Genomic DNA, 24,161 nt, shown 5'->3' with positions numbered 1-24,161 from the left:
GTTCACTGCGTCAGGCCGGCCCGGCCGCAGGAGCGGCACGCTTGCGCTGCGTCGTCCAGAACCATTTCTGGGCGAGCAGGGTGAGCGTGCCGGCCAGGACGATGCCGCCGAGGTTCGCGAGGAGCTGGGCGGTCGAGCCCCATGTCTGGGCGTAGTCGCTGTACGCGAACGCCACCGCCGCGTTCGCCGCGGCCGGGACCGTCGTCACCGAGATGGCGACGCCGATCAGGGCGCCCGACTTCGCCGACGTGAGGGACAGCGTCCCGGCGATGCCTGCGAGGAACGCCACGACGAACGACATCCAGTCCGGCTTCCAGATGAACGACGTGTTCGGCCGGTCCGCCTCGACCATCGAGCGCGTGAACAGGCCGAACTGGTCGAGGAGCCAGCTGAACCCGGCCGTGAGCACCATCGCGGCGGCGAATCCCGCCAGCAGCGCCCACAGCGATCGCCACACCAGGCGCGGAGCGCGCTGCACCAGCGCCGTGGAGATCCCGGCGAGCGGCCCGAACTCGGGGCCGACGGCCATCGCGCCGACGATCAGGATCGCGTTGTCCAGCATCACACCGCAGGCCGCGAGCATCGTCGCGACGGCCAGGAACGCCACGTAGGTGACGGTGAGCGTCGACTCCTCGTGCGTCGCGTCCCTCAGCTGCTCCCACAGGACCGCGTCCGCTCCCTCACCCGGCGCCTCGTCCTCCGCCCTGTCGGCCAGCCTCGACAGGGACAGGTCGATGTTCTCGACGGCGATCGAGCCCGTCGTGTCGATGTGGAGGCCGCGCAGCCCGCTGATCAGCTCGTCTCCGGCCTCCCGGGCGACGTCGCACATCACGACGTCACCCTCGGGGTCGCGGGCCGCGCCCGGCACCACCACGAGATGCGTGGTGCCGACGGTCCTCTCGATCAGGCGGGCCACCGCGTCGGTCTTGTCGGCCGGGGTGATCAGTCGCAGGTGCAGCATGCGCGAAGCGTAGCTTTCCGGTTTTCTACAGCTTCCGCAGGCTCAGCCGCTGCACTTTGTGGTCGGGACCCTTGCGCACGACGAGCGTCGCGCGGCCACGTGTGGGCGCCACATTCTCCAGCAGGTTCGGCTTGTTGATGGTCCGCCAGGTCGTGCGCGCGTAGTCGAGCGCCTCCTCCTCGGAGACCTGCGTGTACTTGCGGAAGTACGAGGACGGGTTCTGGAAGGCCGTCTGGCGGAGCTTTTTGAACCGGTTGAGGTACCAGCTCTCGATGTCCTCGGCGCGCGCGTCCACGTACACGCTGAAGTCGAAGTAGTCGGCGAGGCCGACGCGGGTGCGGCCGTCCTTGCCGGGCATGGCCGGCTGGAGGACGTTGAGGCCCTCGACGATGAGGATGTCGGGGCGGCGGACCGTGAGCTTCTGGCCGGGCACGATGTCGTAGATCAGGTGGGAGTAGACGGGCGCCGAGACCTCGTCCTTGCCCGCCTTGATGTCGGCGACGAAGCGGGTCAGGGCGCGGCGGTCGTACGACTCGGGGAAGCCCTTGCGCGACATCAGGCCGCGCCGCTCCAGCTCCTTCGTCGGCAGCAGGAAGCCGTCCGTGGTGACCAGCTCCACGCGCGGGTGCTCCGGCCAGCGGGACAGCAGCGCCTGGAGGAGGCGGGCGACGGTCGACTTGCCCACCGCCACCGAACCGGCGACCCCTATGACGAAGGGTGTGCCCGACTGGGACGCCTTCTCGACGGTCTCGCCGAGGAAGGTGTTGAGGGCGCCGCGCAGGGTGTCGGTGGCGCCGACGTAGAGGTTGAGGAGACGCGAGAGCGGGAGATAGATGTCCCGGACCTCGTCCAGGTCGATCACATCGCCGAGGCCGCGCAGTTTCTCCAGCTCATCGGCGGTGAGGGGGAGCGGCGTCTTGTTGCGCAGCGCACTCCACTCGGTGCGGGTGAGGTCGACGTAGGGAGTCGCCTCCGGCTTGTGCCGGTGGGCGCTCCGGGGTGCCGTCGGGGGCACGGAGACCGAAGAGATCACAGTCCATTGTTACGGCTGTGTGGACGGGGTGGGGGGTGGGGTGCGTCACCTTGGGGGCGGTGAGGTGCGGCGGGTGGGGGTGCGGTGGGCTTTCTGTGCGTGGTTCGTGCCGGAATTCGCGGGTTTCCGTGGTCGCAGGTCTGGACCGGGCGGGGGAACGGGGATACGTTCCCGGCATCCGGCGCCGAGCCGCGCCGTCCGGGTGGGAGGGAACCGTTATGGCCGTGCCCCGATTGCGTGACCTCGTCCGGCGCAGACCCGGGCTCGTTGTGGACGACTTCGCCGGTCAGGTGCGCAGCGAGCTCGCCCTCGACCTGCCCGACGAGGACCTGCGCGAGGATCTCGACGACTGCCTCGACCTCTACGAGATGGGCAGCAAGCCGCGCTGCGAGGAAGTGGAGTACCTGCGTCTGCTCGAAGACGCGCGGGACCGGATCGTCTGGGGCTGCTGACCGTACGGCCTTAGGCTGCCGCCATGTGCGGAATCGTGGGATACGTCGGATCTCAGTCGGCGCTCGACGTCGTGCTCGCCGGGCTGAAGCGGCTCGAATACCGGGGTTACGACTCGGCGGGGGTCGCGGTGCTCGCCGACGGCGGCCTCGCCTCGGCCAGGAAAGCGGGCAAGCTCGCCAACCTGGAGAAGGCGCTCGTGGAGCGGCCGCTGCCGGCCGGGGCCACGGGCATCGGCCATACCCGCTGGGCCACCCATGGCGCCCCCACCGACGCGAACGCGCATCCCCACCTCGACAACGCCGGCCGGGTCGCCGTCGTCCACAACGGCATCATCGAGAACTTCGCCGAACTGCGCGCCGAGCTCGCCGAGCGCGGGCACGTCCTGGAGTCCGAGACCGACACCGAGGTCGTCGCGCATCTGCTCGCCGAGGAGTTCTCCGTGTGCGCGGACCTCGCCGAGGCCATGCGGCTCGTCTGCCGGCGCCTCGAGGGGGCGTTCACGCTGGTCGCCGTGCATGCCGACGAGCCCGACGTCGTGGTGGGCGCCCGGCGCAACTCGCCGCTCGTCGTGGGCGTGGGGGAGGGCGAGGCGTTCCTCGCCTCCGACGTCGCCGCCTTCATCGCCCATACGCGCTCCGCGATCGAACTGGGCCAGGACCAGGTCGTCGAGCTGCGCCGGGACGGCGTGCGGGACGGGGTGACCGTCACCGACTTCGACGGGCGGCCCGCCGAGGTGCGGTCGTACCACGTCGACTGGGACGCCTCCGCCGCCGAGAAGGGCGGCTACGACTACTTCATGCTCAAGGAGATCGCCGAGCAGCCGAAGGCGGTCGCCGACACGCTGCTCGGGCGCATCGGCGTCGACGGGGCGCTGACGCTCGACGAACTCCGTATCCCCGCAGCCGTGTTGAAGGGAGTCAACAAGGTCGTGATCGTGGCGTGCGGGACGGCGTTCCACGCCGGGCTCATCGCCAAGTACGCCATCGAGCACTGGACCCGGATCCCCTGCGAGGTGGAGCTCGCGAGTGAGTTCCGGTACCGGGACCCCATTCTGGGCGGGCGCTCGCTCGTCATCGCCATCTCTCAGTCCGGCGAGACCATGGACACGCTGATGGCGCTGCGGCACGCTCGTGCGCAGGGTGCGACCGTCCTCGCCATCTGCAACACGAACGGTTCGACCATCCCCCGCGAGTCCGACGCCGTGCTCTACACGCACGCCGGGCCCGAGGTCGCCGTCGCCTCCACCAAGGCGTTCCTCACGCAGCTCGTCGCCTGCTACCTCGTGGCCCTGTACCTCGGGCAGGTGCGCGGCACGAAGTGGGGGGACGAGATCCGTGCGGTGATCCGGGACCTGGCCGACATCTCCGGTGAGGTCGAGCGCGTTCTGGAGACCATGGAGCCCGTGCGGGTGCTGGCCCGGTCGCTCTCCGACAAGCGGACCGTGCTCTTCCTGGGGCGGCACGTGGGCTACCCCGTCGCCCTCGAAGGCGCCCTGAAGCTCAAGGAGCTCGCCTACATGCACGCCGAGGGCTTCGCAGCCGGTGAACTCAAGCACGGTCCCATCGCGTTGATCGAGGAGGACTTGCCCGTGGTGGTCGTCGTGCCGTCGCCCAAGGGGCGGTCCGTCCTCCACGACAAGATCGTGTCCAACATCCAGGAGATCCGGGCCCGCGGGGCGCGCACCATCGTGATCGCCGAGGAGGGCGACGAGGCGGTCGTCCCCTACGCCGACCATCTCGTACGGATCCCTGCCACCCCTACGCTCCTTCAGCCGCTGGTTGCGACGGTGCCGTTGCAGGTGTTTGCTTGCGAGCTGGCCACTGCGCGGGGGAACGAGGTCGATCAGCCTCGCAACCTTGCCAAGTCCGTGACGGTGGAGTGACGGGCTGGATCTGATCACTAGGGACTGGCTTTGATTATTGGGGTCGGGATCGACGTTGCCGAGATCGAGCGGTTCGAGGCGTCGCTCGCGCGTACGCCCGGAATGGCGGAACGGCTTTTCATCGACCGGGAGTTGCTGCTGCCCAGCGGGGAGCGGCGGGGTATTGCCTCTCTTGCCGCGCGGTTCGCCGCCAAGGAGGCGCTGGCCAAGGCGCTGGGGGCGCCGGCCGGGTTGCGGTGGACCGACGCGGAGGTCTGTGTCGAGGCGAGTGGGCAGCCGCGGCTGCGGGTCACCGGGACCGTTGCCGCCGCTGCCGAGGAGCTTGGGGTGCAGTCCTGGCATGTGTCTCTCAGTCATGATGCCGGGATTGCGTCTGCTGTTGTGATCGCTGAGGGGTAGGGGCCCGGGGGTAAGGGCTGGGTCCTTTCGGCTTCGGCTTCGGCTTCGGGTTCGGCCTCGGTTCCGGGGCCGGTTCCGGTTCGGGTGTGCGCTTCGCGCGCCGGGATCTTCTTTGCGGGAGACTCGGTTTCATGCGTACTGCCTACAGCGTGGACACCGTACGGACCGCCGAGCGTGCCCTCATGGCGCGGCTTCCCGAAGGCGCCCTTATGCAGCGTGCCGCCGCCGGGCTCGCCGTCGTCTGCGCCGAGCTCCTCGGCAAGGTGTACGGGGCCCGGGTCGTGCTCCTCGTCGGGTCCGGGGACAACGGGGGTGACGCCCTCTACGCCGGTGCCCGGCTTGCCCGTCGTGGCGCCGGGGTCGCCGCCGTGCTTCTGGACTCCGAGCGGGTGCACCGTGCCGGGCTCGCCGCCTTCCTTTCCGCCGGGGGGCGTGTCGCCGACAGCGGTGAGCGCGTTCTTGCCGGGGCCGATCTCGTTGTCGACGGGATCGTGGGCATCGGGGGGCGGGGCGGGCTTCGCGCGGCTGCTCTGCCTGTTGTCCGTGCCGCCCTGGATTCTCGTGCCGTCGTCGTTTCCGTGGATCTGCCCAGCGGCGTCGACGCCGATACGGGGCAGGTCGACGGCGAGGCCGTCCGCGCCGATGTGACCGTCACCTTCGGCGCGTACAAGCCCGGGCTTCTTGTTGATCCCGGACGGGAGTACGCCGGTGCCGTCCGGCTCGTCGACATCGGGATCGAACCGGTTTCCGGCGAGGGGGATCTGGAGGCCCTTCAGCACGATGACGTGGCCCGGCTGCTGCCTGAGCCCACCGGTGAGAGCGACAAGTACCGGCGCGGTGTCGTGGGCATCGTCGCCGGGTCCGCCCGGTACCCCGGCGCCGCCGTGCTTGCCGTGGCCGGGGCCTTGCGGGGTGGGGCCGGGGCCGTTCGGTACGTCGGGCCCGCGGCCGGCGCCGTCGTCTCCCGGTTCCCCGAGACCCTGGTGTCCGAGGGCGCGCCCCGGAAGGCGGGGCGCGTGCAGGCGTGGGTGGCCGGGCCCGGCCTCGGTGACGACGCGTCCGGGCTCGCGGATGTCGTGGGGGCCGATGTGCCCGTTCTGATCGACGCCGACGGGTTGCGGCTCGCCGATCCTGAGGCAGTTCGGGGGCGGGGCGCGCCTACTTTGCTCACGCCTCATGCGGGGGAGGCCGCCGCGTTGCTGGGGGTTTCCCGGGAGGAGGTGGAGGCGGAACGGCTCGCCGCTGTGCGGGAGTTGGCCGGCCGGTTCTCCGCGACCGTTCTTCTGAAGGGCTCCACGACGCTCGTTGCCGGGGATGGGGGTTCCGCCGGGGGCGGGGGGCGGCTGGTGCGGGTCAATTCCACTGGTACCGCGTGGCTGGCCACCGCCGGCAGTGGTGATGTCCTGTCCGGGCTTGCCGGGTCGTTGCTCGCCGCGGGGCTCGGGGCTCTCGATGCCGGGTCTGTGGGGGCCTATCTGCACGGTCTTGCTGCTCGGCGGGTGTCCGGTGGGGCGCCTGTTGTTGCTCAGGACGTGGCGGGGGGGATTGCCGGGGCCTGGGGGGATGTCCGGCGCGGGTTCTAGGCGGGGGCTCAGGGTTCGGCTCGGTGGGGGTTCGCCCTCCCGTCCGGGGCGTCGGCCGGGTGGCGGGCGGTTGTGGTTCTTCGTTGTGGGGTGGCTGTCGGCTTGGCGATTTGGGTGGGTGTGGGGGGTTTGGGGGGTGGTGATCACGTAGGGGTGTCGGGGGGCTCTGAGACACTGGGCGCACGATGACTGAGAGAGCACCTGCCATGGGCCGTGCCCGGGCCGAGATCGATCTGGCCGCTCTGCGGGCCAATGTGCGGTCCCTGCGCGATCGTGCGCCCGGGGCCGAGTTCATGGCTGTGGTCAAGGCTGACGCCTACGGCCACGGCATGATCCCCTGCGCGCGCGCCGCGCGGGAGGCCGGTGCCACCTGGATCGGTACGGCCACGCCCGAGGAGGCCCTCGCGGTGCGTGCCGCGGGGATCGAGGGGCGCGTCATGTGCTGGCTGTGGACGCCCGGCGGGCCCTGGCGCGAGGGCATCGAGGCCGATCTCGACATGTCCGTGAGCGGCATGTGGGCTCTGGACGAGGTTGTTGCCGGGGCTCGGGTGGCGGGGCGTCCCGCTCGTATTCAGTTGAAGGCCGATACCGGGCTCGGACGTAATGGGTGTCTGCCTGGTGACTGGCCCGAGCTTGTACGTTCTGCCGTTGCCGCGGAGCGCGAGGGGCTTGTCGTTGTTTCCGGGCTCTGGTCCCATTTCGCTTGTGCCGATGAGCCGGGGCATCCGTCGATTGCCGCTCAGCTGGCCCGTTTTCGCGAGATGGTCGCCTTCGCGGAGGGGGCCGGGGTCCGGCCCGAGGTTCGGCATATCGCCAATTCGCCGGGGACTCTGACTCTGCCCGAGACCCATTTCGATCTGGTGCGGCCCGGCATCGCCATGTACGGGATCTCGCCCAGCCCCGAGATCGGCACCCCCGAGGACTTCGGGCTGCGGCCCGTCATGACCCTGTCGGCCTCCCTCGCCCTGGTGAAGCACGCCCCGGGCGGGCTCGGCGTCAGTTACGGGCATCACTACGTCACCCCGGGCGAGACCACCCTCGGGCTTGTCCCTCTCGGGTACGGGGACGGGATTCCCCGGCATGCCTCGGGGACCGGGCCCGTACTCATCGGGGGCAAGCTGCGGACCGTCGCCGGACGCGTCGCCATGGACCAGTTCGTCGTCGATCTCGGCGGCGACGAGCTGAGGGCCGGGGACGAGGCCGTGCTGTTCGGGCCCGGCGACCGGGGCGAGCCGACCGCCGAGGACTGGGCACAGGCCGCCGGCACCATCGCGTACGAGATCGTCACCCGGATCGGCGCGCGTGTTCCGCGCGTCTATGTGGACGGAGGAGCGGCACGTGAGTGAGCCCAGCAGCGCCGAGGCCGCGGCGGCCGTCGCCAGCTGGCGGGTGGCCGGGCTCGCCGGCGCCGCGATAGGCGTCGTCGCGGCCGGTGCCGCTGCCGGTGTCGCCGTCGAGCGGCTCACCGTCGGCCGCGGCATGCGCAGGAAGGCGCGGCTCGCGCTGGATGCCTCCGGCCCGTTCGGGTCCCTGCGCGGCACCCCCGGCAAGGCGTACGCCGGGGACGGCACCGAGCTCTACTACGAGGTCGAGGAAGTGGAGTCCGAGGGCGGTGCCGCGCCTCGCAGGCGCCGGCTCTTCGGCCGCAAGGCGCCCGCGCCGGTCACCGTCGTATTCAGTCACGGGTACTGCCTCAACCAGGACTCCTGGCATTTCCAGCGTGCCGCCCTGCGCGGAGTGGTGCGCTCCGTCTACTGGGATCAGCGCAGCCACGGGCGGTCCGGGCGCGGGGTCGAGCAGGCCGACGGCGGGCCCGACGTCACCATCGACCAGCTCGGGCGCGACCTGAAGGCCGTCATCGACGCCGCCGCCCCCGAAGGGCCGCTCGTCCTCGTCGGGCACTCCATGGGCGGCATGACCGTGATGGCGTTCGCCGACCAGTTTCCCGAGGTCGTGGCCGAGCGCGTCGTCGGCGTCGCTCTCGTCGGGACCTCCTCCGGCCGGCTCGGCGAGGTCAGCTACGGGCTGCCCGTGGTCGGCGTCAACGCCGTGCGGCGCGTGCTCCCCGGCGTCCTGAAGATTCTGGGCCAGCGCGCCGACCTGGTGGAGAAGGGGCGCCGCGCCACCGCCGACCTGTTCGCCGGCATCGTCAAGCGCTACTCGTTCGCCTCGCGTGACGTCGATCCCGCCGTCGCCCGCTTCGCCGAGCGCATGATCGAGAGCACGCCGATCGACGTCGTCGCCGAGTTCTACCCCGCCTTTCAGGAGCACGAGAAGAGCGAGGCCGTCGAGCGGTTCGCGCAGCTCCCCGTACTCGTACTGGCCGGCGACCAGGATCTCGTCACCCCCAGTGAGCACAGCGAGGCCATCGCCGGGCTGCTGCCCGACGCCGAGCTGGTGCTCGTGCCCGATGCCGGGCACCTGGTGATGCTGGAGCACCCCGAGGCCGTCACCGACCGGCTGGCCGACCTCCTCGCGCGCACGGGAGCCGTTCCCGCAGGGGCTACGGTGGGAAGTTATGGAGACACCGCACAGCCCGGCAGCTGACGCCGCCACCGCCTCGATCACCGTCAACTCGCCCGCCCGCATGGGGGACTTGGGCCGACGCCTGGCCAAGCTGCTGCGCCCTGGCGACCTCGTGATGCTCACCGGCGAGCTGGGCGCGGGCAAGACCACGCTGACCCGCGGGCTCGGCGAGGGTCTCGGTGTGCGGGGCGCCGTGACCTCTCCGACCTTCGTCATCGCCCGCGTCCACCCTCCGCTCGGCGACGGGCCCGCCCTGGTGCACGTGGACGCGTACCGGCTCGGGGGCGGCCTCGACGAGATGGAGGACCTCGACCTCGACGTCTCGCTGACCGACTCCGTGATCGTCGTCGAGTGGGGCGACGGCAAGGTGGAGGACCTCGCCGACGACCGGCTCCATGTCGTCATCCACCGCGCCACGGGGGACACCGACGACGAGGTGCGCTCGGTGACGTTGCGTGGCCTAGGGGCGCGCTGGGCCGGCGCGGGCCTGGAGGCTCTGGCCGCCTGACTCTCGTACCTTCACCCGAACGTTCCGACATGGCGTCGGCAAAATGTTGCGCGGCGCGCGCTCCGCGTGGTCACATGGATACCAGTCCTGGTTAGGTCTACCTAACTTTGCTGCCCCCGGAGCCCAGGAGGCATCCATGTCGGCTTCAGAACGTGACGTGCCGCAGCAGCCCCGCGTGGCGCCGGGGCGCGGGGACATGTCCGGGATCTCCGCCTCGGGGCTGTCCATGAGCGATCTGCTCGCGTCCTGCGCCGCCGCGTCCGCCGTCTCCACTCCGCCCGTTGCGCAGGGGGAGGACACGGGGGAGGAAGCCGGTGAGGAGCGGCGTGATGCCGCGTGAGCGTTTTTGTGGCGTGGGTCAGGTGACGGAGGGTCCTACTGGACCACGACGATCTTCTTGCCGATCGTCGCGAACTCCCACATCGCGTCGCCGTCCGCCCGCTTCTCGCGGATGCCGCCCGTCTTCTTGGCCGGGTCCGGTGCCGGCATCGAGCCGTCGACGGCCGCACTGAAGCCGATCGTGACGCCGTCGACATTCGCGAACCGCACCACGTGCTCGATCGGTACGCCGTCGCTGCCGGTGATCGCAGCCGAGCGCGACGTCACCAGGTACTTCCCGGCCGGCGGGTTCACGGTGCTCGGCGTCACCTTGAAGGTGCGCTGCGTCCTGCCGCCCTCCGCGATCAGCCACACCCGGTCGTCGCTCACGGAGTAGACGACCCGCTCACCGGTGCCGGACTGCTCGGGTACCTCTGTCCGGTCCTTCTTCTCCTCGGGGGAGTGGGACGCGGCCGTGGAAGGGGTTGCGGTCTTCTGCGGGGCCAGGCTGGCCGGCGCGCTGGCCGACGCCTGGTAGGTGAGGAAGCCGACCACGGCGAGCGCCGCCGCGGTGAGCCCGGCCACGAATCCCGAGCTGCTCCGTGCCACCTGTGTGCCCACCTCTCCTGCCCGTACGTCTTTGTGGTGACGGTAGCAGCAGGCGTGCGGCTCACCGGGGCGGCCGTGGGCGGGGCGCCGGAGCCGTAGGCTGTTTGTGTGCTGCTGCTCGCGCTGGATACCGCCACCCCCGCCGTCACCGTCGCCCTGCACGACGGCTCCTCCGTCGTCGCCGCATCGAGCCAGGTGGACGCCCGTCGGCACGGGGAGCTGCTGCTGCCCGCCGTCGACCGGGTACTCGCCGAGGCCGGCGTCAGACTCGACGCCGTCACCGGCATCGTCGTCGGCGTGGGCCCCGGCCCCTACACCGGCCTCCGCGTCGGCCTGATGACCGCCGACACCTTCGGCCTCGCGCTCGGCGTGCCCGTCCACGGTCTGTGCACGCTGGACGGGCTCGCGTACGGTGCCGGGGCCGCCTCTTTGGACGGTCCCTTCGTCGTCGCCACGGACGCGCGGCGCAAGGAGGTCTACTGGGCGCGCTACGAGGATCCGCGCACCCGGGTCACCGAGCCCGCCGTCGACCGTCCCGCCGACATCGCCGAGCAGGTCGCGGGCCTTCCCGCGGTCGGCGCCGGTGCCGTGCTGTACCCGGACACGTTCCCGGACGCGCGCGCCCCCGAGAACGTGTCGGCGGCCGCCCTCGCCTCGCTCGCCGCCGAGAAGCTCGCCGCCGGCGAGGAGCTCGACGCGCCGCGCCCCCTGTATCTGCGCAGGCCCGACGCGCAGGTGCCCAAGAACTACAAGGTGGTCACCCCGAAGTGAGCGCGGCTCTGCGCGAGATGCGCTGGTGGGACATCGAATCCGTGCACGCGCTCGAGAAGGATCTCTTCCCGGACGACGCGTGGTCCCGCGGCATGTTCTGGTCCGAGCTCGCGCACGCGCGCGGCGCCGGGTCGACCCGCCGTTATGTCGTCGCCCACGAGGGCGACCGTCTCGTCGGGTACGCGGGCCTCGCCGCGTCCGGCACGGACTACGAAGGCGGCTCCGGCGTGGGGGCCGACGTGCAGACCATCGCCGTCGCCCGTGACCAGTGGGGCACCGGCCTCGGTGCCCGGCTGCTCACCGTCCTGCTGCGCCACGCGACCGACTTCGAGTGCTCCGAGGTGACGCTCGAGGTGCGGGTCGACAACACCCGGGCGCAGAAGCTCTACCAGCGCTTCGGCTTCGAGCCCATCGGCTTCCGCCGCGGCTACTACCAGCCGGGCAACGTGGACGCGCTCGTGATGCGTCTGACCGACCCCTCGACCTCCGTGACACCCGTACAAGGAACCGAAAATGGCTGACGAACCACTCGTCCTCGGCATCGAGACCTCCTGCGACGAGACCGGCGTCGGCGTCGTCCGCGGCCACACGCTGCTCGCCGACGCGGTCGCCTCCAGCGTCGACGAGCACGCCCGCTTCGGCGGCGTCGTCCCCGAGGTCGCCTCGCGCGCGCACCTGGAAGCCATGGTGCCGACCATCGAGCGCGCCCTGAGGGACGCCGGGGTCGTCGCCTCCGACCTGGACGGGATCTCCGTCACCGCGGGCCCGGGGCTCGCGGGCGCGCTCCTCGTGGGCGTCTCGGCGGCCAAGGCATACGCGTACGCGCTCGGCAAGCCGCTCTACGGCGTGAACCACCTCGCCTCGCACATCTGCGTGGACCAGCTGGAGCACGGGCCGCTTCCCGAACCCACGATGGCGCTGCTCGTCTCCGGCGGCCACTCGTCGCTGCTGCTCTCCTCCGACATCACGTCCGACGTGCGGCCCCTCGGCGCGACCATCGACGACGCGGCGGGCGAGGCCTTCGACAAGATCGCCCGGGTGCTGAACCTCGGCTTCCCCGGCGGTCCCGTCATCGACCGGTACGCGAAGGAGGGCGACCCGAACGCGATCACCTTCCCGCGCGGGCTCACCGGGCCGCGTGACCCCGCGTACGACTTCTCCTTCTCCGGCCTGAAGACGTCCGTCGCGCGCTGGATCGAGGCGAAGCGCGCCGCCGGTGAGGACGTTCCGGTCCGGGATGTGTCGGCGTCCTTCCAGGAGGCCGTCGTCGACGTGCTGACCCGCAAGGCCGTGCGCGCCTGCAAGGACGAGGGCGTCGACCACCTCATGATCGGCGGCGGTGTGGCCGCCAACTCGCGGCTGCGGGCCCTGGCCCAGGAGCGGTGCGAGGCCGCCGGGATCCGGCTGCGCGTGCCGCGGCCCAAGCTGTGCACGGACAACGGGGCGATGGTCGCGGCCCTCGGCGCCGAGATGGTGGCGCGAGGCCGGTCCGCGTCCGCCTGGGACCTGTCGGCCGACTCGTCGCTGCCGGTGACGGAGACGCACGTGCCGGGGCCCACGCACGACCACGACCATGTGCACGAGATCGCGAAGGACAACCTGTACTCATGACCGTCGCGTTGATGTGGGAGGCCCGGGCGGCCGAGGGGCGGGGCGAGGAGCTGCTCGCCTGGGCACGGGGGCAGGTCCTCGCGGCCGAGCCGCTGCGGCGCGAATTCTTCCGCGCCCCGCAGGACCGGGTCCTCGTGATCACCTGGTGGGACGCGGCGTACGACGCCGAGCTGCCCGAACTGCCCGAACCCGAGGGCGAGTTGGTGACCCGGGCGGTGCATCGGTGGCGGTTCGAGGCGGTCGCTCCCGCCTGAGGCGGTCTCGCTCCGGGACGTGAGAACCGTCTGAGATTCCCGGAAGACGGCGTCTTACTGGTTTACCGTTGTAATAATTACGACTTATGTTCGCCCCGTGAAGCGAATACAGCGCCGTCGTGGGCGTTTGGTGAAGACCGCAGGTGCCGTGGCCGGTTGCGTGCTCGTCCTCACCGGGGGCGGGGCCGCGTGGGCGTACTGGCATCTGGACCACAACATCCAGGGCGTCGACATCGACAACGCGCTCGGCGACGACCGGCCCCCGAAGCCGGCCCCGGTCACTGTGGCGCCCTCGGCGACCGCGCCGCCCGCCGGGGCGCTGAACATCCTTGTCCTCGGCTCGGATTCGCGCAGCGGCAGCGAGAACTCCGCGCTCGGCGGCGGCCACAGCGAGGGCGCCCGCTCGGACACCGCGATGGTCGTCCATCTCGCCGCCGGCCGCTCGTCGGCGACCGTCGTCAGCATCCCCCGCGACACTCTCGTCGAGCGGCCCGCGTGCCCGGCCTCGTCCGGCGGCACCACGCAGGCCGCTTACGGCGCCATGTTCAACAGCGCATACTCCGTGGGCGGTCCCGTCTGTGCCGTGAAGACGGTGGAGAAGCTCACCGGCGTCCGCATGGACCACTATCTGGAGATCGACTTCTCCGGCTTCGCCTCGGTCGTGGACGCGCTCGGCGGCGTGAACGTCACGACCACCGAGGACATCGATGACGACCTGAGCCACCTCCAGCTCGACGCGGGCCACCACCACCTCGACGGGAAGCAGGCCCTCGCCTTCGCCCGCACCCGGCACGGCATCGGCGACGGCAGCGACCTCGGCCGCATCAAACTCCAGCAGCAGCTGGTCAAGGCGCTGGTGGAGAAGGTCTCTCAGGGTGATCTCCTGACCGACCCGGCCCGCCTCTACAAGGTCGCCGACGCCCTCACGGGAAGCCTCACCACGGACACCGGCCTCGACTCCCTCGGCGAACTCCAGGGCCTGGCGGGCAGCTTGAAGGGGCTGTCGGCCGATGAGGTGAAGACAGTGATGATGCCGGTGCTCCCGGCCCCGTCCGACCCCAACCGTGTCGTCGCCGACGAGCCGGAGGCCGGAAAGCTGTGGGCCTCGCTCCGGTGACGCGTCAGGCGATGTACGTCAACAGGTAGCGCCAGAGCAGGAGTTGACGTACCCGGCTGCCGGGGAGGAGGCGGGTGGCCTCGGTGCGGATGTCGGTGAGTGTCATGTCGGGCGGGCGCACGGGCGGCCGGAGGGGTGGCGGCGGGGCGCCGCGCAGCCGGTCGGCCACGTGGACCGCGGCGCGGGCCGCCGCGTTCGCGGGGACGGCCACGAGGTCGCGGGGCGTCCTGCCCGCGTAGCAGCCGAGGACGAGCAGGACGCCGCCCGGAACGAGGGCCTCGCGCAGCCGGGTCACCGTCGCGAACGGCATGTGGTGCAGGCTCGCCAGACAGGTGATGACGTCGTAGTGGCCGCGCGGCAGGTCCGTCGTCGTCACGTCGGCGCGGCGGTAGCGGGGACCTCCGCCGATCGACTCCGCCGCGGCCACGACCTGCGGCGACGGGTCGAGCGCGTCGACCTCGTAACCGCGGCCGGCCAGGCGCCGTGCGAAGCGGCCGGTGCCGCAGCCGACGTCGAGGGCGGTACGGCCGCCGCTGGGCAGGTGGCGCAGCAGGAGGCGGTGGTAGTGATCGTTGTGGTCGAACGGCATGGGGCGCGATCCTGGCACGGGGCGTGTAGGTGGCATGTGAAGGAAAGTCATTCCCTTCCGGTCACCTGCGCCGCTACAGTGACGCAGCTGTCGTACAGGAACGTGAGGTATCCGTTCCGCGTCGGGGAGACGAACGACGGTCCTTCGGACACTCTTGTGGGGGCACATGAAGATTCGCAGATGCCGCGTGCTCGCGGCATTGGGCACCACCGTCGCTCTGGCGGCGGGCATGGCGGCGCCCGGGGCGGCCGCCGCCGAGCCGGTCACGTGGCAGGCCACGGACGGCACGCTGATGTTCCTCAACGGCGCGCTGAACGTGCTGCAGACGCACGAGCTCGGCACCAGCACGTACACCGACTTCCTCGCCGGCGCGGCGGAGCCCGCGTGGTCGCCGGACGGCAGCCGGGTCGCGTACGTGAAGGACGGCAGGGTCGAGACGCGCCGCTACACGGGCTCCACCTTGGTGAAGATTCCTGAGCGCGACAGCTCGGTGCGCGGCGTGGCCCACCCGACGTTCCTGTACGGCGGCGGCACCGTTGTCTACTCGGGCGACGGCCGGCTGCGGTACGCGCCGTCCGACGGCTCGGGCTACGGGCAGCCGCTGTTCTCCACGACGGAGGACGGCTGCGACCGCGCGCCGAGCGCCTCGGTGAACGGCCTGATCGCCTTCGTCCGTACGGGCGACACCTGCGGTACGACGACCGGTTCCGCGATCTGGCTGTACGACGCGAACACCGGCGGCTTCACCAAGCTCACCGACGTCGGCCAGGACCCCGCGATCTCGTCCGACGGCACGCAGGTCGCCTTCGTGCGGGAAGCGGGCGGGCTGACCAGGCTCTTCGTCATCGGCGTCGACGGTACGGGCGAGCGCCAGCTCACCTTCAGCGACGCCGCCTACACCCCGTCCTGGTCGCCGAGCGGCACGCGCATCGCGTTCAACAACGGCTACGACGAAGACGCGTCGGCGACCCGCATCGTCGATGTGAAGAGCGGCGACGTCACGACGATGCCGAACCCCTCCAGCACCTCGTCCACCACGGACATCGCCTGGCAGCCGCTGCGCCACAACGACACCGCGCGGGTGTGGGGCGCCGACTCGCCGGGCACCAACGCCGCCGTGTCCCGCTGGAGCTGGAACAGCGTCGGACAGAGCGAGCCCGGCCTCGTCGACGCCAGGACGGCCGTGCTGGTCAGCCAGGACAGCCCGTCCTACGCGCTCACGGCCCAGTCGCTCGGCGGCCAGAAGCAGGGCCCGGTCCTGATGACGCCGAAGTCGTCGCTGTCGACCGCGGTCCAGAGCGAGCTGAAGCGCACGCTCAAGCCCGGCTCGACCGTCTATCTCGTCGGCGGCACGGACATCCTCTCCAGCGCGGTCGCCACCAAGGTCACCTCGCTCGGCTTCACCCCGAAGCGGCTGGCGGGCACCTCGCGCTACTCGACGTCGGTGGCCGTGGCGAAGGCGGTCACCGGCGCGCCCAAGTACGTGTTCCTCGCCACCGGCACGGACTACCACTCGGCGATCGCGGCCTCGGTGGCGGCGGGCGCGCTCGGCTACGGCGGCAAGGGCACCGTCGTCCTCAACGACGGCAACTCGCTGACATCCTCGGTGAAGTCGTACCTCAACTCGCTCGACCCGGACACGACCATGGTCATCCCGGTCGGCGCGTCGGCGAAGTACGCGCTCACGCACACCGCGTTCTCCCACTGGCCCGACCGCTGGTCGTACTACCCGGTCTCGGGCAGCGGCCACGACGGGACCTCGGAGGCGCTGGCCAGGTTCTGGTGGTCCTCGCCGCACCAGGTGGGTCTCGCCTCGACGAGCAGCTGGCGCGGCGGGGTCTCCGCGGCCACCGGGCAGCTCTGGTACGGGCCCGTGCTGTGGACCGACGAGACGACCCTGACGGACGCGGACGCGACCTATCTGCGCTCGCAGGCCGCCGGTCTCCAGCACGTCATCGCGTACGGCGGCACCGGTTCGGTGTCGGCGTCCGAACTCGCGGCCGCCGGTTCCGCGGTCAGCGCGAGAAGCTCGCTCGTGGACTACTTCCCGTACTACAAGGGCGTGGCTCCGGCGGGAACGGCGACGACGCGGCAGTCTGAGCGGCCGGCAGCCTCCGTGGCGCCGCAGCCGCAGGCCCGCTCGCTGAAGACCACAGTCGAGTAGCCATCACAGCAGGTCGCAGCCCCGGGCGGACACATCCGCCCGGGGCCTGCGACCTGCCGGAGAAAATTCCCGAAGTGAATGCGGCGCGCGTGTCGATTCGCCGGTCTCCCGTTCGACGCGTAAGTGAGAGCGGGGAGAAGCCCCGACCGCACCGAACGAGGAGTCCACCATGCCGCGCTACATGACCTTGGTCCGTATCGACGAGAGCAAGGCCCCCGCCGAGGGCCCCAGCGAGGCTCTGATGCAGCGCATGGGCGAGCTGATCGAGGAGATGACCAAGGCCGGCGTGCTGCTCGACACCGGGGGCCTCCACCCGTCGTCCGAGGGCACCCGCATGCACTACGAGAACGGCGAGATCACCGTCACCGACGGGCCCTTCACCGAGTCCAAGGAGGTCGTCGGCGGCTACGCGATCATCCAGGCCAAGGACCGGGCCGAGATCCTGGAGTGGACCAAGCGCTTCCTGAAGGTGCACGAGGAGCACTGGACGGTCACCTCCGAGATCCGGGAGATCGCTGAGGGCTGAGCCACGCCGGACAGGCCCTTGGCCGCCGAACGGCCGGGGGTGTCTGATGGTGGGCCGTGACAGCAGAACGTACTGCCGAAGCGGCCCACGCCATCGAGACGGTCTTCCGCCTGGAGGCGCCCCGCATCATCGCCGGCGTCACGCGCATCGTCCAGGACGTGGGTCTTGCGGAGGAACTCGCGCAGGACGCGCTGGTCGCCGCCCTGGAGCAGTGGCCGGACGAAGGGGTTCCCGACAACCCGGGCGCGTGGCTCATGGCCACCGCCAAGCACCGGGCGATCGACCTCGTGCGCCGCAAGGAGCGGTACGCGCGCAAGCTGGCGGAGGTCGGGCGCGGCCTGGAGGCCGCGCCGCCCCGTCCGGACGAGCCCGTGGACCCGGACGACATCGACGACGACCTGCTCCGCCTCGTTTTCACGGCCTGCCACCCGGTCCTGTCCGCCGAGGCCCGGGTCGCGCTCACGCTGCGGCTGCTCGGCGGCCTGACCACCGCCGAGATCGCCCGCGCGGTCCTGGCCCCCGAGGCGACGGTCGCCCAGCGCATCGTGCGCGCGAAACGCACCCTCGCCACGAAGAACGTCGCCTTCGAAGTGCCCTACGGCCCCGAGCGGGCGGCCCGCCTCGGCTCGGTCCTCGAGGTCATCTACCTCATCTTCAACGAGGGGTACGCGGCCACGGCCGGCGACGACTATCTGCGCCCCGGCCTGTGCGAGGACGCGCTGCGGCTCGCCCGGCTCCTGGCCGGCCTGATGCCGAAGGAGCCCGAAGTGCACGGCCTGGCCGCCCTGCTGGAGCTCCAGGCCTCGCGCTCGGGTGCCCGTACGGGCCCTTCGGGCGAGCCCGTCCTGCTCAGGGACCAGGACCGTACGCGCTGGAACCAGCTCCTGATCCGGCGCGGGTTCGCCGCGCTCGGCCGCGCGGACGCCGTGTCCACGGGGGGCGGGCCCGGCCCGTACGCCCTCCAGGCCGCGATCGCCGCCAGCCACGCGCACGCCCACACGTACGCGGAGACGAACTGGGAGGGGATCGCGACTCTGTACGGGCTGCTCGCCGCCAGAGCGCCGTCACCCGTCGTCGAGTTGAACCGGGCGGTGGCGGTGTCCATGGCCGAGGGGCCCGCGGCCGGTCTCGTCCTGGCCGACGCCCTGACCGGTGAACCGGCCCTGCGCGACTACCACTTGCTGCCGAGCGTGCGCGGCGACCTGCTCGAGCGGCTCGGGCGGTACGAGGAGGCGCGGGCCGAGTTCGAGCGGGCCGCGTCGCTGACCCGTAATGAGCGGGAGCGGGAGCTGCTGCTGGCCCGGGCGCGGCGGTGCCGTTAGGACGTCGATCCGTGCCGGGTGGCGGTGGGTTCACCCGTGGCCGGCTGCGCGGGCGCGCCCAGCAGCATCGTAGGGGCGCCCGCGACGCGGGTCAGGAAGACCGTCAGCGCGTTCGGGCCGTGCCGCTTCGGCAGCGCCTTGCGGCGCAGCTCCTCCGGCTCCACCGCCGACCCCCGCTTCTTCACCGTCAGGATCCCGACCTCGCGCTCCCGCAGCAGCGCCTTCAATTTCTTTACGCTGAAGGGGAGCTGGTCCGTGATCTCGTAAGCCGTGGCGTACGGCGTCGCGTGCAGCGCGTCGGACGTGATGTAGGCGATCGTCCCGTCGATCAGCCCGCCCCCGACCTCCAAGGCCACGTCGGCGACCAGGTGGGCGCGGATGACGGCGCCGTCGGGCTCGTACAAGTACCGCCCCACGGGCCGTACTCCGGGGTCGGGGAGGCCGCGGCCGGTGAGTGCGCGCGGCCCGGGGAGCAGCGTCGCCCGCATGCGGCCCGGCTCGGTGCCGAACCAGAGCACGGCCTCCTTCACGTCCCCGCCGTCCGAGATCCACTCGGCGTCGGCCGCGCCGGGGATCGCTTCGTGGGGGATGCCCGGCGCGATCTTCAGGGCCGCGTGCCGGGCCCCGAGCGCCGCACCGACCGCCCAGGACAGGGGAGGGGAGTACGCCTCCGGGTCGAAGATCCGGCCGCCTCCCCTGCCGCCGGCCCGGCGCGCGGGGTCGACGAACACGGCGTCGTACGGCTCCGTGCCGACCTCGGTGACATCCGCCTCGCGGACCTCGATCAGCCCGTCGAGGCCCAGGGCCTGAGCGTTGGCCCGGGCGACTTCGCAGGTCAGGGGGTCGCGGTCGACGGCGAGTACGGAGATCCCGGCGCGGGCCAGCGCGATCGCGTCGCCGCCGATGCCGCAGCACAGATCGGCGACGGAGCGCACCCCGAGCGCCTTGAACTCCTGCGCGCGGTGGGCGGCGACGCTCGTGCGGGTCGCCTGCTCGACGCCGTTCGCCGTGAAGTACATGCGGCCGGCGTCCGCCTCGCCGAACTTGGCCGCGGCGCGCTGCCGCAGCAGGGCCTGCGCGATGGCCGCCGAGACGAGCTCCGCCGGGTGGTCGCGGCGCAGCCGGGTGGCGACGGCGAGCTCCTGGCCGGGGGTGATGTCCCGTACGTCGTCGAGGAGCGCCTGGCCCTCCGCGGAGAGCAGCGAGCTGAAGGAGGCGAGGTCGTTCATCAGGTCCATTGTGGGCCAGTCGGTGGACGGTGCGCGCCCGGCCGCGGTGTCGGGCCCTGATCAGCGCCGTGAGCTGCGAGGATCCGGCGCCATGCGACTTGTACGACAAAAGGGCCATGAAGGGGATGCCGGGCCGAGGGGTCCGGCACGGCCGTACACGGGCCGGCCTCGCCGTGCTCGCCGCCTGTGCGATCGCCTCCGGGTGCGCCTCGTCCGTCGGCACGGAGGCCGTCCGGCCGGCGCCCGGCCGGCAGCCCCTCCACGGGCCGCCTGCCGGGGCCGAGCTGGGCGCCGCGCAGGCCGCCCGGGTCGCGATGGCCGAGAAGTGGCGCCTCGCCGAGCCGCCGCTTCTCGCGCCGCCCCCTCCTGCCGGCAAGCCGGTGATCAGGCCCCGCAAGGGCTTCGAGGTCCACGGCCAGGAGGATCTGCCGCCGGTCTTCACGACCGTGCCCACCAAGGACAAGGTCGTGTTCCTCACCATCGACGACGGCTCCGAGAAGGACCCGGCGTTCCTGAAGATGATGAGCGACCTGAAGATCCCGTACACCGCCTTCCTCAGCAACTACCTGGTGGAGGACAACTACGGCTACTTCAGGAAGATGCAGTCCCGAGGCGTCACCCTGAACAACCACACGCTGACGCACCCGTACCTGCCCGGCCTGTCCTACGCGGGGCAGAAGCGCGAGATCTGCGGCATGCAGGACATCATGGAGGAGCAGTACGGCAAGCGGCCCGTCCTCTTCCGCCCGCCCTACGGCAACTACAACCGGGACACGCTGCGCGCCGCCAAGTCCTGCGGCATCAAGTACGTGCCGCTCTGGAACGAAGAGGTGTTCGTCGACCACGTCGAGTGGCGCGAGGTGGACCGGGACCTGCACCCCGGCGACATCATCCTGACCCACTTCCGGGGCCGCGAGGAGTGGAAGGGCACCATGCCAGACATGGTCCGCCGGCTCATGAAGTACGTCACCGGCAAGGGGTACGCGGTGGCCCGGCTGGAGGACTACCTGTGAGGTCCGTGCGGGCGCGACGGGTCCCCGCGCGCACCGGGCCGCGGCGGCTGCTCGCCGCCGCCCTGGCCGCCGGTGTCCTCGCACCCGTGCTGCTCACCGGGTGCGCCCCGTCCGTGGACCCGATCGAGCGGCTCAGCAGGAAGGCGGCCGAGAAGGTCCGCCACTCGCGGCACCCGGCACCGGCGGCCACACCGGTCATCGGTGTGGGGCGCGGATCGTCCTGGGGTGCGCTAGGCGCCGGGCAGGCGGCGGCCGGGGGGCCTGCGCACGCCGCGCCTCTCAACTCCCCTCGGGGCGGCGCCGTTCCGGGCTCCTATCGCAGCTGGGGGCTCTCCGCGCCGCTCGCCCCGGCGCCCGGACCTCCGGCACGCCACGCGGCCGGGGCCGGCCCTGGCTCGCACCCGCTCCCGCCCGTCGTGGACCACGTCCGGACCAGGGACCGCGTCGTCTTCCTGACCTTCGACGACGGCGTGGACCGCGACCCGCGCTTCGCCGACATGGTCCGGGACCTGAGGCTGCCCGTCAGCGTCTTCCTCACGGACGGCGTCGCGGGCCCCGGTCGCGACCACTTCGGCATGCTGCGGGCCCTCGGCGCGGGCGTGCAGAACCAGACCCTGAACCACCACTTCCTGCCCTCGCTCCCGTACGCCGAGCAGCACGCCGAGATCTGTGGCCAGCAGGACCGGCTGAAGAACCGCTTCGGCACCCGCCCCCGCCTCTTCCGCCCGCCCTTCGGCGCGTACGACCAGGACACCTTGCGCGCGGCGGCCACGTGCGGGGTCGGTGCCGTCGTCCTGTGGCGCGCCTCGACGCGGGGCGAGGACCTGAGTTACGAGGACGGGGACCGGCTGCGTCCCGGCGACATCGTCCTTGCCCGGTCCGGTGACCGTGCCGGGCCGCGCGGCGCGACGCCCACCCGGATGACGGCGCGGCTGCTGCGCCGTATCCAGGCCCAGGGGTTCACGGTGGGGAGGCTCGAGAACTACCTGTGAGGGAAGGGCTGGAGGGGCTGTGGCGGACGGGCCGCGGGGGCCGTGCGGAGGACTCGCCCTCAGCGAATTGGCACTCCGCTTGACCGAGTGCTAATCGCAGTCATAGTCTCAGCCCTGGCACTCCCCACTGGAGAGTGCCAATAGCGACGGGCAGGTCCGGCACCCGCGACGACGGATCCACCTGGTCGCCACCTCAGACAGTTAACCCCGTGATCTCCGAAGGGGGAGGTCGGATCGTGACGACCACCAGCTCCAAGGTTGCCATCAAGCCGCTCGAGGACCGCATTGTGGTCCAGCCGCTCGACGCCGAGCAGACCACCGCCTCTGGCCTGGTCATCCCGGACACCGCGAAGGAGAAGCCCCAGGAGGGCGTCGTCCTCGCCGTGGGCCCGGGACGCTTCGAGAACGGCGAGCGTCTGCCGCTCGACGTGCAGACCGGCGACATCGTGCTGTACAGCAAGTACGGCGGCACCGAGGTGAAGTACAACGGCGAGGAGTACCTCGTCCTCTCGGCTCGCGACGTGCTCGCGATCGTCGAGAAGTAATTCACCCACTGTTTTAGTTCTGCGCCCCTGGCACCCCGCTACTCAGCTGCGACTTTTCTCAGCATGCCGGGCGTCGGGGGCGCAGTTCGTTCGAGAGGACTAACAGCTCCATGGCGAAGATCCTGAAGTTCGACGAGGACGCCCGTCGCGCCCTCGAGCGCGGCGTCAACAAGCTTGCCGACACGGTCAAGGTGACGATCGGCCCCAAGGGCCGCAACGTCGTCATCGACAAGAAGTTCGGCGCTCCCACCATCACCAACGACGGTGTCACGATCGCCCGTGAGGTCGAGATCGACGACCCGTACGAGAACCTCGGCGCCCAGCTGGTGAAGGAGGTGGCGACCAAGACCAACGACATCGCGGGTGACGGCACCACCACCGCCACCGTGCTCGCCCAGGCCCTGGTCAAGGAAGGCCTGCGCAACGTCGCCGCCGGCGCCTCCCCGGCCGCCCTGAAGAAGGGCATCGACGCCGCGGTCAAGGCCGTGTCCGAGGAGCTCCTCGCGACCGCCCGCCCGATCGAGGACAAGGCCGACATCGCCGCCGTCGCCGGTCTGTCCGCCCAGGACTCGCAGGTCGGCGAGCTCATCGCCGAGGCGATGGACAAGGTCGGCAAGGACGGTGTCATCACCGTCGAGGAGTCCAACACCTTCGGGCTCGAGCTGGACTTCACCGAGGGCATGGCCTTCGACAAGGGCTACCTGTCTCCGTACTTCGTGACGGACCAGGAGCGCATGGAGGCCGTGCTCGAGGACCCGTACATCCTGATCAACCAGGGCAAGATCTCCTCCATCCAGGACATGCTGCCGCTGCTGGAGAAGGTCATCCAGGCCGGTGGCTCCAAGCCGCTCCTCATCATCGCCGAGGATGTCGAGGGCGAGGCCCTGTCGACCCTGGTCGTGAACAAGATCCGCGGCACGTTCAACGCCGTCGCCGTCAAGGCGCCCGGCTTCGGTGACCGCCGCAAGGCGATGCTCGGCGACATGGCCACCCTCACCGGTGCCACCGTCATCGCCGAGGAGGTCGGCCTCAAGCTCGACCAGGCCGGTCTGGACGTGCTCGGCACCGCCCGCCGCGTGACCATCACCAAGGACGACACCACGATCGTCGACGGTGGCGGCAACAAGGCCGACGTCGAGGGCCGCGTCAACCAGATCAAGGCCGAGATCGAGAACACGGACTCCGACTGGGACCGCGAGAAGCTCCAGGAGCGCCTCGCGAAGCTCGCCGGCGGCGTCTGCGTCATCAAGGTCGGTGCCGCGACCGAGGTCGAGCTCAAGGAGAAGAAGCACCGTCTGGAGGACGCCATCTCCGCGACCCGCGCCGCGGTCGAGGAGGGCATCGTCTCCGGTGGTGGCTCCGCTCTGGTGCACGCCGTCAAGGTCCTCGAGGGCAACCTCGACAAGACCGGCGACGAGGCCACCGGTGTCGCGGTCGTGCGCCGCGCCGCCGTCGAGCCGCTGCGCTGGATCGCCGAGAACGCCGGCCTCGAGGGCTACGTCATCACCTCGAAGGTCGCCGAGCTCGACAAGGGCCAGGGCTTCAACGCCGCGACCGGCGAGTACGGCGACCTGGTCAAGGCCGGCGTCATCGACCCGGTCAAGGTCACCCGCTCCGCCCTGGAGAACGCCGCGTCCATCGCTTCGCTGCTGCTCACGACCGAGACCCTGGTCGTCGAGAAGCCGGCGGAGGAGGAGCCCGAGGCCGCCGGCCACGGGCACGGCCACTCCCACTAGTGCACTGAGCACTCAGGGGC

25 protein-coding genes are annotated in these 24,161 nt (G+C 71.3%); 20 read left to right on the top strand and 5 right to left on the bottom strand.

Going from position 1 to position 24,161, the window contains the following annotated elements; translation table 11 throughout:
• Positions 1 to 10 precede the first annotated feature (10 nt).
• Both ACWIGU_RS22470 and coaA read right to left on the bottom strand, forming a co-directional pair.
• The gene (locus ACWIGU_RS22470; RefSeq protein ID WP_454403413.1) at positions 11 to 961 is read right to left on the bottom strand and encodes a DUF389 domain-containing protein; all 951 of its coding nucleotides are present in this window, start codon (positions 959 to 961) and stop codon (positions 11 to 13) included.
• Between the two features lie 25 nt (positions 962 to 986).
• Positions 987 to 1,976 carry a type I pantothenate kinase gene (coaA, locus tag ACWIGU_RS22465; protein ID WP_100594970.1) on the bottom strand — a complete coding sequence of 330 codons (990 nt, stop codon included), beginning with the start codon at positions 1,974 to 1,976 and terminating at the stop codon, positions 987 to 989.
• A gap of 242 nt (positions 1,977 to 2,218) precedes the next feature.
• Here coaA and ACWIGU_RS22460 point away from each other — a divergent pair, with 242 nt between their 5' ends.
• The 8 genes from ACWIGU_RS22460 to ACWIGU_RS22425 all read left to right on the top strand — a co-directional run bounded on the left by ACWIGU_RS22460 (position 2,219) and on the right by ACWIGU_RS22425 (position 9,685).
• Complete coding sequence (locus tag ACWIGU_RS22460; RefSeq protein WP_454403411.1) at positions 2,219 to 2,446, top strand: hypothetical protein; 228 nt, start codon at positions 2,219 to 2,221, stop codon at positions 2,444 to 2,446.
• A 23-nt stretch (positions 2,447 to 2,469) separates the two neighbouring features.
• Positions 2,470 to 4,329, top strand: a complete 1,860-nt coding sequence (gene glmS, locus ACWIGU_RS22455) for a glutamine--fructose-6-phosphate transaminase (isomerizing) (protein WP_454403409.1) — start codon at positions 2,470 to 2,472, stop codon at positions 4,327 to 4,329.
• 30 nt (positions 4,330 to 4,359) lie between these two features.
• On the top strand, positions 4,360 to 4,728 hold the full coding sequence (locus ACWIGU_RS22450; protein ID WP_454403407.1) for a holo-ACP synthase: 369 nt from the start codon (positions 4,360 to 4,362) through the stop codon (positions 4,726 to 4,728).
• 131 nt (positions 4,729 to 4,859) lie between these two features.
• The gene (locus ACWIGU_RS22445) at positions 4,860 to 6,311 is read left to right on the top strand and encodes an NAD(P)H-hydrate dehydratase (RefSeq protein WP_454403405.1); all 1,452 of its coding nucleotides are present in this window, start codon (positions 4,860 to 4,862) and stop codon (positions 6,309 to 6,311) included.
• A 185-nt stretch (positions 6,312 to 6,496) separates the two neighbouring features.
• Complete coding sequence (alr, locus tag ACWIGU_RS22440; protein WP_454403403.1) at positions 6,497 to 7,657, top strand: alanine racemase; 1,161 nt, start codon at positions 6,497 to 6,499, stop codon at positions 7,655 to 7,657.
• On the top strand, positions 7,629 to 8,858 hold the full coding sequence (locus ACWIGU_RS22435) for an alpha/beta fold hydrolase (protein WP_454403662.1): 1,230 nt from the start codon (positions 7,629 to 7,631) through the stop codon (positions 8,856 to 8,858). Before alr ends, ACWIGU_RS22435 begins: the two co-directional genes overlap by 29 nt.
• Positions 8,830 to 9,345 (top strand): tRNA (adenosine(37)-N6)-threonylcarbamoyltransferase complex ATPase subunit type 1 TsaE, encoded by a 516-nt coding sequence (tsaE, locus tag ACWIGU_RS22430; protein WP_454403401.1) that lies wholly within the window; start codon positions 8,830 to 8,832, stop codon positions 9,343 to 9,345. Before ACWIGU_RS22435 ends, tsaE begins: the two co-directional genes overlap by 29 nt.
• Before the next feature lie 136 nt (positions 9,346 to 9,481).
• Positions 9,482 to 9,685: a hypothetical protein gene (locus ACWIGU_RS22425; RefSeq protein ID WP_454403399.1), complete on the top strand. Its 204-nt coding sequence runs from the start codon at positions 9,482 to 9,484 to the stop codon at positions 9,683 to 9,685.
• A 35-nt stretch (positions 9,686 to 9,720) separates the two neighbouring features.
• Here the strand turns inward: ACWIGU_RS22425 and ACWIGU_RS22420 are convergent, their stop codons facing one another.
• A complete protein-coding gene (locus ACWIGU_RS22420; protein WP_454403397.1) occupies positions 9,721 to 10,272 on the bottom strand; it encodes a hypothetical protein in 552 nt (183 codons plus the stop codon).
• Between the two features lie 108 nt (positions 10,273 to 10,380).
• On the opposite strand from ACWIGU_RS22420, the gene tsaB reads away from it, so the two are divergent.
• From tsaB to ACWIGU_RS22395, 5 genes are all read left to right on the top strand, one after another.
• Positions 10,381 to 11,043: a tRNA (adenosine(37)-N6)-threonylcarbamoyltransferase complex dimerization subunit type 1 TsaB gene (gene tsaB / locus ACWIGU_RS22415; RefSeq protein WP_454403395.1), complete on the top strand. Its 663-nt coding sequence runs from the start codon at positions 10,381 to 10,383 to the stop codon at positions 11,041 to 11,043.
• Positions 11,044 to 11,060: 17 nt separating this feature from the next.
• The gene (rimI, locus tag ACWIGU_RS22410) at positions 11,061 to 11,564 is read left to right on the top strand and encodes a ribosomal protein S18-alanine N-acetyltransferase (RefSeq protein ID WP_454403661.1); all 504 of its coding nucleotides are present in this window, start codon (positions 11,061 to 11,063) and stop codon (positions 11,562 to 11,564) included.
• Positions 11,557 to 12,654: a tRNA (adenosine(37)-N6)-threonylcarbamoyltransferase complex transferase subunit TsaD gene (gene tsaD / locus ACWIGU_RS22405; protein ID WP_454403393.1), complete on the top strand. Its 1,098-nt coding sequence runs from the start codon at positions 11,557 to 11,559 to the stop codon at positions 12,652 to 12,654. The genes rimI and tsaD overlap by 8 nt, the downstream gene beginning before the upstream one ends.
• Positions 12,651 to 12,908, top strand: a complete 258-nt coding sequence (locus ACWIGU_RS22400; protein WP_454403391.1) for a hypothetical protein — start codon at positions 12,651 to 12,653, stop codon at positions 12,906 to 12,908. The genes tsaD and ACWIGU_RS22400 overlap by 4 nt, the downstream gene beginning before the upstream one ends.
• A gap of 130 nt (positions 12,909 to 13,038) precedes the next feature.
• Entirely contained in the window at positions 13,039 to 14,025 is a 987-nt protein-coding gene (locus ACWIGU_RS22395) for an LCP family protein (RefSeq protein WP_454403660.1), read from the top strand.
• Between the two features lie 4 nt (positions 14,026 to 14,029).
• Here the strand turns inward: ACWIGU_RS22395 and ACWIGU_RS22390 are convergent, their stop codons facing one another.
• A complete protein-coding gene (locus ACWIGU_RS22390; protein WP_454403389.1) occupies positions 14,030 to 14,614 on the bottom strand; it encodes a class I SAM-dependent methyltransferase in 585 nt (194 codons plus the stop codon).
• 166 nt (positions 14,615 to 14,780) lie between these two features.
• Here ACWIGU_RS22390 and ACWIGU_RS22385 point away from each other — a divergent pair, with 166 nt between their 5' ends.
• The 3 genes from ACWIGU_RS22385 (at position 14,781) to ACWIGU_RS22375 (ending at position 18,626) form a co-directional block, all read left to right on the top strand.
• A complete protein-coding gene (locus tag ACWIGU_RS22385; RefSeq protein ID WP_454403387.1) occupies positions 14,781 to 16,778 on the top strand; it encodes a cell wall-binding repeat-containing protein in 1,998 nt (665 codons plus the stop codon).
• Between the two features lie 169 nt (positions 16,779 to 16,947).
• The gene (locus tag ACWIGU_RS22380) at positions 16,948 to 17,304 is read left to right on the top strand and encodes a YciI family protein (protein WP_356283790.1); all 357 of its coding nucleotides are present in this window, start codon (positions 16,948 to 16,950) and stop codon (positions 17,302 to 17,304) included.
• A 56-nt stretch (positions 17,305 to 17,360) separates the two neighbouring features.
• Positions 17,361 to 18,626 (top strand): RNA polymerase sigma factor, encoded by a 1,266-nt coding sequence (locus ACWIGU_RS22375; protein WP_454403385.1) that lies wholly within the window; start codon positions 17,361 to 17,363, stop codon positions 18,624 to 18,626.
• On the opposite strand, the gene ACWIGU_RS22370 is transcribed toward ACWIGU_RS22375, so the two are convergent.
• Complete coding sequence (locus ACWIGU_RS22370) at positions 18,623 to 19,855, bottom strand: class I SAM-dependent methyltransferase (RefSeq protein WP_454403383.1); 1,233 nt, start codon at positions 19,853 to 19,855, stop codon at positions 18,623 to 18,625. The genes ACWIGU_RS22375 and ACWIGU_RS22370 overlap by 4 nt on opposite strands.
• Before the next feature lie 116 nt (positions 19,856 to 19,971).
• Between ACWIGU_RS22370 and ACWIGU_RS22365 the strand changes: the two genes are divergently transcribed.
• The 4 genes from ACWIGU_RS22365 to groL all read left to right on the top strand — a co-directional run bounded on the left by ACWIGU_RS22365 (position 19,972) and on the right by groL (position 24,141).
• Positions 19,972 to 20,868 (top strand): polysaccharide deacetylase family protein, encoded by an 897-nt coding sequence (locus ACWIGU_RS22365; RefSeq protein WP_454403381.1) that lies wholly within the window; start codon positions 19,972 to 19,974, stop codon positions 20,866 to 20,868.
• Between the two features lie 47 nt (positions 20,869 to 20,915).
• Positions 20,916 to 21,860, top strand: a complete 945-nt coding sequence (locus tag ACWIGU_RS22360) for a polysaccharide deacetylase family protein (RefSeq protein WP_454403659.1) — start codon at positions 20,916 to 20,918, stop codon at positions 21,858 to 21,860.
• A 236-nt stretch (positions 21,861 to 22,096) separates the two neighbouring features.
• Positions 22,097 to 22,405 carry a co-chaperone GroES gene (gene groES, locus ACWIGU_RS22355; protein ID WP_073810087.1) on the top strand — a complete coding sequence of 103 codons (309 nt, stop codon included), beginning with the start codon at positions 22,097 to 22,099 and terminating at the stop codon, positions 22,403 to 22,405.
• A 110-nt stretch (positions 22,406 to 22,515) separates the two neighbouring features.
• Positions 22,516 to 24,141: a chaperonin GroEL gene (groL, locus tag ACWIGU_RS22350; protein WP_382475800.1), complete on the top strand. Its 1,626-nt coding sequence runs from the start codon at positions 22,516 to 22,518 to the stop codon at positions 24,139 to 24,141.
• The last annotated feature ends 20 nt before the right edge of the window (positions 24,142 to 24,161 follow it).

It is taken from the genome of Streptomyces sp. NPDC055400, from assembly GCF_053644375.1.
This window is presented reverse-complemented; position numbering and strand designations above follow the sequence as displayed.